The sequence below is a fragment of the Pseudomonas sp. NPDC087639 genome (assembly GCF_044743385.1).
Lineage (GTDB): Bacteria > Pseudomonadota > Gammaproteobacteria > Pseudomonadales > Pseudomonadaceae > Aquipseudomonas.
Map to the genome: position 1 here is coordinate 1 of NZ_JBIUWI010000095.1, position 13,325 is coordinate 13,325.

9 protein-coding genes and 1 pseudogene are annotated in these 13,325 nt (G+C 58.4%); all 10 read right to left on the reverse strand.

Annotated elements, in window-relative coordinates:
• Positions 1-318: 318 nt before the first annotated feature.
• The gene (gene tilS, locus ACIOVB_RS25330; protein WP_401272028.1) at positions 319-1,647 is read right to left on the reverse strand and encodes a tRNA lysidine(34) synthetase TilS; all 1,329 of its coding nucleotides are present in this window, start codon (positions 1,645-1,647) and stop codon (positions 319-321) included.
• Between the two features lie 133 nt (positions 1,648-1,780).
• A complete protein-coding gene (locus tag ACIOVB_RS25335) occupies positions 1,781-2,728 on the reverse strand; it encodes an acetyl-CoA carboxylase carboxyltransferase subunit alpha (protein WP_401272029.1) in 948 nt (315 codons plus the stop codon).
• A gap of 140 nt (positions 2,729-2,868) precedes the next feature.
• Positions 2,869-6,390, reverse strand: a complete 3,522-nt coding sequence (gene dnaE / locus ACIOVB_RS25340; RefSeq protein WP_401272030.1) for a DNA polymerase III subunit alpha — start codon at positions 6,388-6,390, stop codon at positions 2,869-2,871.
• Between the two features lie 76 nt (positions 6,391-6,466).
• On the reverse strand, positions 6,467-7,093 hold the full coding sequence (gene rnhB, locus ACIOVB_RS25345; protein WP_401272033.1) for a ribonuclease HII: 627 nt from the start codon (positions 7,091-7,093) through the stop codon (positions 6,467-6,469).
• An 11-nt stretch (positions 7,094-7,104) separates the two neighbouring features.
• Positions 7,105-8,235 carry a lipid-A-disaccharide synthase gene (gene lpxB, locus ACIOVB_RS25350; protein ID WP_401272031.1) on the reverse strand — a complete coding sequence of 377 codons (1,131 nt, stop codon included), beginning with the start codon at positions 8,233-8,235 and terminating at the stop codon, positions 7,105-7,107.
• Between the two features lie 2 nt (positions 8,236-8,237).
• Positions 8,238-9,014, reverse strand: coding sequence for an acyl-ACP--UDP-N-acetylglucosamine O-acyltransferase (gene lpxA, locus ACIOVB_RS25355; protein ID WP_187679149.1), 777 nt, complete (start codon positions 9,012-9,014; stop codon positions 8,238-8,240).
• The gene (gene fabZ, locus ACIOVB_RS25360; protein ID WP_003222142.1) at positions 9,011-9,451 is read right to left on the reverse strand and encodes a 3-hydroxyacyl-ACP dehydratase FabZ; all 441 of its coding nucleotides are present in this window, start codon (positions 9,449-9,451) and stop codon (positions 9,011-9,013) included. Before fabZ ends, lpxA begins: the two co-directional genes overlap by 4 nt.
• Before the next feature lie 106 nt (positions 9,452-9,557).
• Entirely contained in the window at positions 9,558-10,613 is a 1,056-nt protein-coding gene (gene lpxD / locus ACIOVB_RS25365) for a UDP-3-O-(3-hydroxymyristoyl)glucosamine N-acyltransferase (RefSeq protein WP_401272032.1), read from the reverse strand.
• A 3-nt stretch (positions 10,614-10,616) separates the two neighbouring features.
• Positions 10,617-11,120 (reverse strand): OmpH family outer membrane protein, encoded by a 504-nt coding sequence (locus tag ACIOVB_RS25370; RefSeq protein WP_042557882.1) that lies wholly within the window; start codon positions 11,118-11,120, stop codon positions 10,617-10,619.
• 45 nt (positions 11,121-11,165) lie between these two features.
• Positions 11,166-13,232: pseudogene (gene bamA, locus ACIOVB_RS25375) on the reverse strand (outer membrane protein assembly factor BamA); the annotation flags it as partial.
• Positions 13,233-13,325 lie beyond the last annotated feature (93 nt).

Here is a 13,325-nt window from a genome sequence, read left to right on the forward strand (position 1 = left end):
AATGAAGAAACAACACCGCCCGTGACGAATATGTATCTCGTCATGAAAAACCCTAGAAGTCTGCGTTAAAGCGTTACGAGCCGCCGGGGAACGCTAAGGAAGGCCGAAGCCCCCGATCACCTGCATTAATCACAGTGCACCTTTCAAAAAAACCGCCGCGTTGGGACAGACCGGCAGATGAAACACCGGTACGTTGCTCGCTACACATTTTTTGGAATCGCCCAGCAAAGACTGCTTGGTAATCGGCAACTCCTGCAATTCAGGCGAATCCACAGAAGTTGTATCAAGAAGGGAGCGTAGTCTACCGGAATGCCCCTTTCATCTCAAACCTTGATCTTCGTCTGTTGGCTGCCAATGCAATTGCCAGCCGTCCTGCCCATTGCCATCAAGACCCGGCAGGTTCGCCACCGCGAGCAATTCTTCGCCGCGAAACAGCAGCGGCAATCTGCCACGCACGAAGCGCGGCACCGCGCGTTCATTGAGCAGCCGCTTAAGATCGCGACGGCCGCGATCCGCGAGATGCATCACTTCGCCGCCCTGACGATAGCGGATCTGCAACGGCCCGACGGGAGTCTGACCGCTGAACATGACACGTCCGTTATCGGGCAAGCGTAGCGGTGACGACAGGTCATGCCAGTCGCAGCCGATCACCGGCGCACTCAGCCAGACGCCGCTAAGCCACCACAGACGACCGGCGCTGCGGTGCAATTCGCCATCGGCCAGACGCCAGACCGGTGTCGCATCGTGGGCGGCGTCGCACAGATCCGACCAACCCGACCAATGGTCAGTGTCGGGCAACCGTGTCAGCGGTTCGAGCCAGTGACTCAAGGCATTTCGCTGACGAGCGGCAGACAGCGCGGCCAGCGGCGCCAACTCAAGTGAGCGCAATCCCAGCCATTCGAATTCATGACGGGTGAGGGCCTGGGCCAGATCCATCTGCGCCAACTCGTTAAGCAAGCCTTGCGCCTCGCGCAGATGCGCGGCGCTGCGGGCCATACTCGCCTGCGCTTGCGGCCAGCGTCCGGTCAGCGCCGGCATGACCTGATGGCGCAGATAATTACGCGAAAACTGCCGGTCCTGATTCGACGGATCTTCAATCCAGTGCAATTGATGAGTTTGTGCATAGGCTTCCAGCTCCGCGCGGGTAACATCGAGCAACGGTCGAACCAAAGCCCCCTGCCCCAGCGGACGCTGTTGTGGCATCCCCGAAAGACCGCGCATTCCCGCACCGCGCATCAGACGGAAAAGCAGGGTTTCGGCTTGATCATCACGGTGCTGACCGGTCAGCAAGACGTCATCAGACTGCGTCACCGAACTGAACACCGCATACCGCGCATCCCGCGCCGCCCGTTCCAGACTCGCCCCCGGTTGCACCGTCACCCGCTCCACTTGTAACGGAACCCCCAGCGCATCGCAGACAGACTGGCAATGCGCCGGCCACGCATCGGCCGCAGCCTGAAGGCCGTGATGGATATGGATGGCGCTTAGCGCCGGAAGGGATTCGGTTTTTGCGAGACAAGCGAGCAGATGCAGCAGGACAGTGGAATCGAGACCACCGGAGAAAGCGATGCGCCAATGAGCGGCATTGCGCCAAGGCTCAAGACTCAGCAGAAGCCTTGCAGGCAAATCAATCGATGATCGATCCATATCTTTCTCTTTGCCCAAATCAAATGTGGGAGCGATCCTGCTCGCGATAGCGGTGTAACAGCCAACACATTGGTTGAATGTTACCCCCTCTTCGCGAGCAGGCTCGCTCCCACATGGGTATTGCGCAGTCGACTTAGAGACCGTAGCTCATCAGTCGATCATAACGGCGCTTCAACAGCGCTTCGTTGTCGAACTTCTTCAGCATCGCCAGTTGCGAGCTCAGCTCGGCACGGATCGAAGCCGCTGCGCTTGCCGGATCACGGTGCGCGCCGCCCAGAGGCTCGCCAATCACCTTGTCGACAATGCCCAGGCCCTTCAGACGCTCGGCGGTGATGCCCATCGCTTCAGCGGCATCCGGCGCTTTTTCGGCGGTTTTCCACAGAATCGACGCGCAACCTTCCGGCGAGATCACCGCATAGGTCGAGTATTGCAGCATGTTCAGCTGATCACAGACCCCGATCGCCAAAGCACCGCCGGAACCACCTTCACCGATAACAGTGGCGATGATCGGGGTCTTCAGGCGCGACATGACCCGCAGGTTCCAGGCAATCGCTTCGCTCTGGTTGCGCTCTTCAGCGTCAATGCCAGGGTAGGCGCCCGGGGTGTCGATGAAGGTCAGGATAGGCATTTTGAAACGCTCGGCCATTTCCATCAGACGGCAGGCCTTGCGGTAGCCTTCCGGACGCGGCATACCAAAGTTGCGGCGTACCTTCTCGCGCACTTCACGGCCCTTCTGGTGACCGATGATCATCACCGGTTGATCGTCCAGACGGGCGATGCCGCCAACGATCGCAGCGTCGTCGGAGAAGTGACGGTCGCCGTGCAGTTCGTCGAACTCGGTGAAGATGTGCTCGATGTAATCGAGGGTGTACGGGCGTTTCGGGTGACGCGCCAGGCGTGCGATCTGCCAGCTGGTCAGCTTGCCGAAGATGTCTTCGGTCAGCGTTTTGCTCTTGTCCTGCAGGCGGGAGATCACAACGACGAAATTCAGCGAATTGTCATTACCGACCAAGCGCAACTCTTCGATCTTGGCAACCACCTCGGCGATCGGCTGTTCGAAATCTAGAAAATTCGGGTTCATAGGCGTCCGTCTTGGGTCGTGTCCCAAATGAGCTTGGGCCGGCCGGTTGTCTATTCGCGCCCTACCTTAAGGAAAAGGCGCGCTAAGGTCGAGATTAAAAATTCAGGTCGCGGGCAAGGCGCTTGATGGCACCCTGCCGGTCAACGGTATTGGAGGAAGACGTTGTCTCGCCCGAACTGGTCACGCAGGGCTTGAATCAACGCATCCGCCGGGTCGATCCGCCAGGTCTCGCCGAACTGCAGCAAGGTCTTCGCATCAGGACTGGTGTACTCCATGGTGATCGGGCACGCCCCGCGGTGACGCTTGAGCAAATCCCCCAACCAGCGTAGCTGATCGCCTTTCAGGTCCTGGGTCTGCAGTTTCAGACGCAGGCTCTCGGCAAGGTTGGTACGCGCATCTTCCATGCTCATCACCCGCTTGACCCGCAGGCGCAGGCCGCCGGAGAAGTCGTCGTTGCTGACCTCGCCTTCAACCACCACCATCGCGTCGGTCTGCAACAGCGACTGCGCTGAATGGAACGCTTCGGCAAACAGCGACGCCTCGATCCGCCCGGAGCGGTCGTCGAGGGTGATGAAGCCCATCTTGTCGCCCTTTTTGTTCTTCATCACCCGCAGCGCGATGATCATCCCCGCCACGGTCTGCGTATCGCGGGCCGGTTTCAGGTCGATGATGCGCTGACGGGCGAACCGGCGAATCTCGCCTTCATATTCATCAATCGGGTGACCGGTCAGGTACAGGCCCAAGGTGTCTTTTTCACCCTTGAGGCGCTCCTTGAGGGTCAATTCCTTGGCCTTGCGATGAGTCGCATAAACGTCAGCATCTTCCTCGACAAACAGCCCGCCAAACAGGTCGGCGTGACCACTGTCGTGAGTGCGAGCGGTTTGCTCGGCAGCCTTGATCGCCTCTTCCATCGCCGCCAGCAGCACGGCGCGGTTGCGGTCGATGTTGGCCTGATAAGCCTTTTGTTCGTCGTGGAAATACGGCCCAAGACGATCCAGTGCGCCGCTGCGGATCAGACCGTCGAGGGTGCGCTTATTAATGCGCTTGAGGTCGACACGGGCGCAGAAATCGAACAGATCCTTGAACGGGCCTTCCTGACGCGCCTCGGTGATCGCTTCCACCGGACCTTCGCCGACACCTTTGATCGCGCCGAGGCCGTAAACAATGCGGCCGTCGTCGTTCACCGTGAACTTGAATTCCGAAGTATTCACATCCGGCGCGTCGAGACGCAGCTTCATGGTGCGAATTTCTTCGATCAAGGTCACGACCTTGTCGGTGTTGTGCATGTCCGCCGACAGTACCGCAGCCATGAATGGCGCCGGGTAGTGGGTTTTCAACCAGGCCGTCTGGTACGACACCAGACCATAAGCGGCAGAGTGAGACTTGTTGAAGCCATAACCGGCGAATTTTTCCACCAGGTCGAAAATGTTACCGGCGAGGTCAGCGTCGATATTGTTGGTCTTGCAACCTTCAATGAAGCCGCCGCGCTGCTTGGCCATCTCTTCGGGTTTTTTCTTACCCATTGCCCGACGCAGCATGTCCGCACCGCCGAGGGTGTAACCGGCCATGACCTGAGCAATCTGCATCACCTGTTCCTGATACAGGATGATGCCGTACGTCGGCGCCAATACCGGCTTGAGGCCTTCGTATTGGTAGTCGGAGTGCGGATACGCCAGTTCGGCGCGACCGTGCTTACGGTTGATAAAGTCGTCAACCATGCCGGACTGCAGCGGGCCCGGACGGAACAGGGCCACCAGTGCGATCAAGTCTTCCAGACAGTCGGGCTTGAGCTTTTTGATCAGCTCTTTCATGCCGCGGGATTCAAGCTGGAAGACTGCTGTGGTTTCAGCTTTTTGCAGCAGCGTGTACGTCGGCTTGTCGTCCAGCGGGATAAACGCGATATCCAGCGGCGGCTCGTCGACCTTGGCGCGGTCACGGTTGATGGTCTTCAGCGCCCAGTCGATAACCGTCAGGGTGCGCAGACCGAGGAAGTCGAACTTCACCAGACCGGCCGCTTCAACGTCGTCCTTGTCGAACTGGGTTACCAGACCGTCACCGGCCTCGTCGCAATAGATCGGCGAGAAGTCAGTCAGCTTGGTCGGTGCGATCACCACACCACCGGCGTGCTTGCCGACGTTACGCACAACGCCTTCAAGCTTGCGCGCCATCTCCCAGATTTCCGCAGCCTCTTCATCGACCTTGATGAAGTCACGGAGGATTTCTTCCTGCTCGTAGGCTTTTTCCAGGGTCATGCCGACTTCGAACGGAATCATCTTCGACAGGCGATCCGCCAGGCCGTAGGACTTGCCCTGCACCCGCGCCACATCTCGCACCACAGCCTTCGCCGCCATGGAACCGAAAGTGATGATCTGGCTTACCGCGTTGCGGCCGTATTTCTCGGCCACGTAGTCGATCACCCGGTCACGACCGTCCATGCAGAAGTCGACGTCGAAGTCGGGCATCGATACCCGTTCCGGGTTAAGGAAACGTTCGAACAGCAGGTCATATTCCAGCGGGTCAAGGTCAGTGATTTTCTGTACGTAAGCCACCAGCGAGCCGGCACCCGATCCACGGCCAGGACCTACTGGCACGCCGTTGCTCTTGGCCCACTGGATAAAGTCCATCACGATCAGGAAGTAACCCGGGAAGCCCATCTGGATGATGATATCCAGCTCGAAATTCAACCGGTCGACATAGACCTGACGCTTGGCCTCGTAATCTTCGGTGGTGTCTTTTGGCAGCAGAACCGCCAGTCGCTCCTCCAGACCGTCGAAAGACACTTTGCGGAAATACTCGTCGATGGTCATGCCATCGGGAATCGGGAAGTTGGGCAGGAAGTGCGTGCCCAGTTTCACGTCAATGTTGCAGCGCTTGGCAATCTCGACGGTGTTTTCGATGGCGTCGGGAATGTCGCTGAACAACTCAGCCATTTCCTCGGCACTTTTGAGGTATTGCTGGTCGCTGTAATTCTTCGAACGCCTTGGATCATCGAGGGCGCGGCCCTCACCGATGCATACGCGGGTTTCGTGGGCAGCGAAGTCTTCCTGCTTGATGAAGCGCACATCGTTGGAGGCCACCAGCGGCGCGCCAAGCTTGTCAGCCAGGGCCACGGCGCCATGCAGTTGCTCTTCATCGTTGGGACGGTTGGTGCGCTGGATTTCCAGATAGAAGCGATCCGGGAACACGCTCATCCATTCGCGCGCCAGGGCTTCGGCTTCAGCCGGGTTGCCACCGATCAGCGCCATGCCGATCTCGCCTTCTTTGGCGGCGGACAGCATGATCAGGCCTTCGTTGGCCTCGGCGACCCACTCGCGCTCGATGATAATCATGCCGTTGCGCTGGCCGTCGATGAAGCCGCGCGAGATCAACTCGGTGAGGTTGCGATAACCCTTGGCGTTCATCACCAACAGACTGATTCGGCTCAGTGGCGCGTCCGGATCCTTGTTCGACAGCCAGAGGTCGGCGCCGCAGATCGGCTTGATGCCCGCGCCCATGGTGTTTTTATAGAATTTGACCAGGGAACACATGTTGTTCTGATCGGTGACCGCCACGGCCGGCATGTTCATGCCGGTCAGCGCCTTGACCAGTGGCTTGATCCGCACCAGCCCGTCGACCAGGGAGTATTCAGTGTGCAGGCGTAGATGAACGAATGAAGCCGGCATAGTGATCCTGTCCAGTTACATAGAGACAACAAGGCCCGGATTGTACCGGGCCTCGAACAAAACATCAGCCTTGCGACTAAACCTGCGTCAGCCCTTCCAGTGCCTCGTAAGCCTGACGCACCGGGGCGAACGAGCGCCGGTGAATCGGCGTCGGGCCAAGACGCACCAACGCTTCCAGATGAACGGGCGTCGGGTAGCCTTTATGGCCACCAATGCCGTAACCCGGGTAAATCAATTCGAATGCGGCCATCTCGCGGTCACGGCTGACCTTGGCCAGAATCGATGCCGCTGCGATGGCTGGAACCTTGCCGTCGCCCTGCACCACGGCTTCAGCGCGCATCGGCAATTGCGGGCAGCGGTTACCGTCAATCATCGCCCGTTTCGGTTGAATGTGCAGGCCGGCCACGGCACGCTGCATGGCCAGCATGGTTGCGTGCAGAATGTTCAGTTCGTCGATTTCTTCGACTTCGGCACGAGCAATGCACCAGCTCAAGGCTTTTTCGATGATCTCGTCGTAAAGCTTTTCGCGTTTGGCTTCGGTGAGCTTTTTCGAGTCGTTGAGGCCAAGGATCGGTCGGTTTGGATCAAGAATCACCGCCGCCGTTACCACCGCACCGCACAATGGGCCGCGACCGACTTCATCGACACCGGCCACCAGCTCTTCGACTTCGGCGACCAGGGTGAAATCCAGGCCCATCTGCAGATCTTTTTTGCTCATCGTTTTTGACCGATCAGGTTGAGGACGGCATCCGCCGCCTGATTGGAAGCGTCCAGCCGCAGCGTGCGATGGATTTCGTCGAAGCCGCGAGTCTGCTCTTCACCGCCCTCGATCAGGGGCGAAAGGGTCTGTGCCAATGCCTCGACTGTCGCATCATCCTGCAACAGTTCCGGAACCAGCAGGCGCTGGGCCAGCAGGTTCGGCAGAGACACGTACGGGCTCTTGACCATGCGCTTGAGAATCCAGAACGTCAGCGGGGCCAGACGATAGGCCACCACCATCGGCCGCTTGTACAGCAAGGCTTCAAGGGTCGCCGTACCGGAGGCGATCAACACCGCATTGCACGCGGCCAGGGCCAGATGAGACTTGCCGTCGAGCAAGGTCACTGGCAAATCGCGGCCCGCGAGCAACTCTTCAAGTTGCATGCGGCGTTCTGCATTGGCGCAAGGTATGACGAAACGCAACCCGGGGCGCATGGCACGCAAACGCTCGGCGGTATCGAGGAAAAGCGCCCCCAGACGGGCGACTTCGCCACCACGGCTGCCGGGCATCAATGCCACCAGCGGGCCGTCGGGCAGACCCAACTCGGCACGCGCAGCAGCGCGATCAGCCTCCAGCGGAATGGTATCGGCCAGCGTGTGACCGACGAACCGAACCGGCACGCCTTTCTCTTCGTAAAATTTTGCTTCGAACGGCAGCAGCGTCAACATCAGGTCGCAGCCTTCGCGAATCTTCAACACGCGCTTCTGCCGCCACGCCCACACCGACGGGCTGACGTAATGCACGGTCTTGATCCCGGCCTGACGCAGTTTGAGTTCGATATTGAGGTTGAAGTCCGGCGCATCGATGCCGATGAACACGTCCGGCTTTTCGGCGATCAGCGTGGCGATGAGTTCCTTGCGGCGCTTGAGCAACTCGTGCAACCGACCAAGCACCTCCACCAGCCCCATGACCGACAAGCGTTCCATGGGGAAGTAGGAGGTCAGGCCTTCGGCCTGCATCAACGGTCCACCGACACCGATAAATTCGACTGCCGGATGCTGTGCCTTTAGGGCGCGCATGAGACCGGCGCCCAGAATGTCACCGGAAGCCTCACCCGCTACCAGCGCAATACGCAGACTCGCCATGATCAGCGGGTGATGCCGCGAGTCGACGACTGGATCGAATCACGGAACACCGCGACTTCCGGGAACTGAGCAGCAGGTTCAGCCAGTTCGGCCAGTGCCTGCTCGACCGTCAGGCCTTGGCGATACACAGTCTTGTAGGCGCGACGCAGCGCATGGATAGCGTCTTCGCTGAAACCACGACGGCGCATGCCTTCGAAGTTCATGCTGCGCGCTTCAGCCGGATTGCCAAACACGGTGACAAACGCCGGAACATCTTTACCGATTGCCGTGCCCATACCGGAAAAGCTGTGGGCGCCGATGTGGCAGTACTGATGTACCAGGGTGAAACCGGAGAGGATCGCCCAGTCTTCGACGTGCACATGGCCGGCCAACGCGGTGTTGTTGACCAGGATGCAGTTGTTGCCGATGACGCTGTCGTGACCGATGTGGGCGTAAGCCATGATCAGGTTGTGATCGCCCAGCGTGGTTTCCGAACGGTCCTGCACGGTGCCACGGTGAATCGTCACGCCTTCACGGATGACGTTGTGGTCACCGATCACCAGACGAGTTTCTTCACCTTTGTATTTCAGATCGGGCGTGTCTTCGCCTACCGAGGAGAACTGGTAGATACGATTCTGCTTGCCGATGCGGGTCGGGCCTTTGAGGATCACATGCGGCCCGATTACGGTACCCTCGCCGATTTCCACACCTGCGCCGATGATCGACCACGGGCCGACCTCGACGCCGTCAGCCAGAACGGCCGACGGATCGATGATTGCGCGAGGGTCAATCAAACTCATAGCTTGCGTTCCGCACAGATGATTTCAGCAGAGCAGACTGGCTTGCCGTCGACCGAAGCCTGGCATTCGAATTTCCAGATCTGTCGCTTGCAACTGATGAACTTGGCTTCGAGGATCAACTGATCGCCCGGCAACACTGGCTGGCGGAAACGCAGCTTGTCGGAACCGACGAAGTAATACAGGGTGCCGTCGGCCGGTTTGACGTCGAGCATTTTGAAACCGAGGATCCCGGCAGCCTGAGCCATCGCTTCGATGATCAGCACACCCGGCATGATTGGGTGCGCAGGGAAGTGACCATTGAAGAAGGGTTCATTGATGCTGACATTCTTGTAGGCGCGAATGCGCTTGCCTTCAGTGTCCAGTTCCACCACCCGGTCCACCAGCAGGAACGGGTAACGGTGAGGCAGGTATTCGCGAATCTCGTTGATGTCCATCATTTCGGGGGGAAGCCTATGTAAAGATTGGGAGCGCGACTGACGCGCACTCCTCTAGCAAATCAAGGAGGCAGTCTAGAGGCTGTGCACACTTGATATGGAAATGGTATCAGCCATCTGATGAAGCATTGCCGTCAGGGGTCACTTCCCCTACGCGCTTTTCCAGCTGTTTCAAACGTCGCGCGATGTCATCGAGCTGACGGATGCGTGCCGCGCTTTTGCGCCATTCGGCAGCCGGTTGCATGGCTGTGCCGGAAGAATAGGCACCCGGCTCGGTAATCGAGTGGGTCACCATGGTCATCCCGGTCAGGAAAACGTTGTCGCAAATATCAATGTGCCCGACCAGACCGACACCGCCAGCGAGCATGCAATGCTTGCCGATTTTGGTGCTGCCGGAGATCCCGACGCACGCAGCCATGGCGGTGTGATCACCGACCTGGACGTTGTGGGCGATCTGGATCTGGTTGTCGAGCTTCACGCCATTGCCGATCACGGTATCGGCCAACGCACCGCGGTCGATGGCGGTATTCACGCCAATCTCCACATCGTCGCCGATGGTCACACCACCGATCTGGGCGATTTTCTGCCAGATACCTTTTTCGTTGGCAAAGCCGAAGCCTTCCCCACCGAGTACGGCACCGGACTGGATAACCACACGCTTGCCGATGCGCACATCGTGATACAGCGTCACCCGTGGAGCAAGCCAGCCGCCCTCACCGATTTCGCTGCGTGCACCGACCACACAATGGGCGCCGAGCGTGACTTGCGCTCCAATCCGCGCACCGGCCTCGATCACCACGAAAGGACCGATGCTGGCGGTTGGATCAACCACCGCATCGGCAGCAATTACCGCCGAGGGATGAATCCCCGCAGTGGCTTTTGGCTTGGGATCGAACAAGTGAGAGATACGCGCATAGGCCAGGTAAGGATCCGGCACCACCAATGCATTACCGGCAAAACCTTCGGCATCCGCTTCCTTGAGCAGCAAGGCTGCAGCCTGCGAACCCGGGAGGTATTTGCGATATTGAGGATTTGCCAGAAAGCTCAACTGAGCTGGGCCAGCCTCTTGCAAAGTGGCTAGCCCAGTAATTTTCTTCTCCGGGTCGCCACGCAGGGTGGCGCCGAGGAACTCGGCCAACTGGCCGAGCTTGATAGTCACGGTCATGGGTTACTTCAGCTGATTCATGCGCTCGATAACCTGGCGCGTGATGTCGTACTGAGGTTTGACATCAATCACTGCGCCACGCTCGAACACCAGGTCAAAACCACCTTTCTTGATGACTTCTTCCACTGCGCCATCCAGTTTCGGCTTCAGCTGCTTGAGCATTTCGCGGTCGGCAACGGCTTTGGCTTCGTTGAGTTCCTTGGACTGGAACTGGAAGTCACGGGCCTTTTGCTTGAATTCCAGCTCCAGACGCTCGCGCTCACCTTGCTGCATCTTGTCGCCACCGGCCATCAGACGATCCTGAATGCCCTTGGCGCTGCTTTCGAGAGTTTTCAGTTTGGTCAGTTGAGGACCGAACTTCTTCTCGGCATCCACGGCGTATTTCTTCGCCGCATCGGATTCCAGCAGTGCCATCTGATAGTTCAGAACAGCGATTTTCATGTCGGCGAACGCCGGACCTGCCACCAGTACGGAGGCCAGGAGAACCAATTGAGTCAACTTACGCACGATGCACCCCTACAAAATCCATTGTCGTTATCTTGGGTCAGACGCTTAGAACGTCTGGCCGAGGGAGAATTGGAACACTTGAGTTTCAGCTTCATCCGGTTTCTTGATCGGCATTGCCAACGCGAAGCTCAGAGGACCCAGCGCGGTGACCCAGGTCACGCCTACACCGACGGAACTGGCCATGTTGCTCAGACTGATGTCGTTGCACTTGGTGTTCGACGACGAGCCGTTGGCGTTGGTGGTGTCCTTGCACTGCGAGTCGAAAACGTTACCCACATCCCAGAATACCGAGGTACGCAGGGAGCGCTGATCCTTGACGAACGGCAGTGGGAACAGCACCTCAACACCGCCCTGGATCAGGACGTTGCCACCGAACGGCAGTGGATCCTGGTCCGGGTCAGCAATGGTGCCCGGATTCGTGCCACGACTCGGGGTACTGCGCGGGCCCAGCGTACTGTCCTTGAAGCCACGTACCGAGTTGAAACCACCAGCATAGTAGTTTTCATAGAACGGCAAGCCGTCTGTGGAACCATAACCATCGCCATAACCCAGCTCGGTGTGCAGGCGCAGAGTGTAGTTTTCGCTGATCGGCTGGAACAGCTGACCACGGTAGTCAAGTTTGTAGAAAGACAGGTCGCTGCCCGGGATGGTGGTTTCCAGGGTCAGGCTCTGGGAACGACCACGGGTTGGCAGTACGCCTTTGTTCAACGTCGATTCGGACCAGCCGGCCGACGCCTTGAAGTTCAGGTACTGATCGCCTTCCTTGTTAACGAAGTCGAAAATCTCGTCAACGGTGTATTTACCGGTATTGATCTTGTCCTGCTGAGCAGACAGGCCGAAAGTCAGACGCGAAGTCTCACTGATCGGGTAACCAACGTTAGCGCCTACACCCAGACTGTCTACTGCGTAGCTCGAGATATCGGCGTCGAGTTCATCATAGTCAGTGGTGCGATAGAACGCGTTGTAACCCAGGCTCACGCCATCGGCGGTCCAGTAGGGGTCAACGTAGCCGAAGTTGTAGCGGCTCTGGTATTCGCTGCGGGTCAGGCCAACGCTGACGCGGTTACCGGTACCGAGGAAGTTGTTCTGGGTGATCGAACCACCGAGGATCAGACCGGCACTCTGGGCGAAACCGACACTGGCGGTAATCGAACCGGAAGCCTGCTCTTCAACGCTGTAGTTCACATCCACCTGGTCGTCGACACCTGGAACAGCCGGAGTCTCGACGTTCACTTCTTTAAAGAAGCCCAGACGCTCAAGACGGGTCTTGGACTGGTCGATCAGGTAGGTCGAAGCCCAGCCACCTTCCATCTGACGCATTTCGCGACGCAGCACTTCGTCTTCGGACTTGGTGTTGCCACGGAAGTTGATGCGGTTGACGTAGGCGCGCTTGCCCGGGTCGACAGCGAACAGGATGTCCACGGTGTGGTCATCATCGTGCGGCTGAGGCACGCCGTTGACGTTGGCGAAGGTGTAACCCTCGTTACCCAGACGGCGGGTGATCAACTCAGATGTGGTGGTCATCAGCTTGCGCGAGAACACCTGGCCTTTCTGCACCAGCAGCAAGGACTTGACTTGATCTTCAGGGACTTTCAGGTCACCGCTGAGTTTGACGTCACGAACGGTGTACTTTTCACCTTCGGTCACGTTGACGGTGATATAGACATGCTTCTTGTCCGGGGTGATGGACACCTGGGTCGAAGCGATATCCATGTTGATATAGCCGCGATCCAGATAGTAAGAGCGCAGACGCTCCAGGTCACCGGAAAGCTTTTCACGGGCGTATTTGTCATCGCTCTTGAAGAACGACAGCCAGTTGGTGGTTTTCAGTTCGAACAGGTCGGTCAGGTCTTCCTCGGGGAAAACCGTGTTGCCCACCACGTTGATGTGCTGAATGGCCGCAACGGTGCCTTCGTTGATCTTCACTTTCAGACCAACACGGTTACGCGGCTGCGATACCACTTCGGTATCGACCGTAGCCGAATAGCGACCCTGCGCGACGTACTGACGTTGCAGTTCGTTACGAACACCTTCGAGGGTGGCGCGCTGGAAGATCTCGCCTTCGGACAGACCGGATTGTTTCAAGCCTTTCATCAGGTCTTCAGTGGAGATCTGGCAAGCCGAACATCCGCAAACCGATAACCAGCAACAGCGCCTGCAACATGAACGCTGGGCGCTGATCTGCGCGATTGCCCTCGCGCTCCC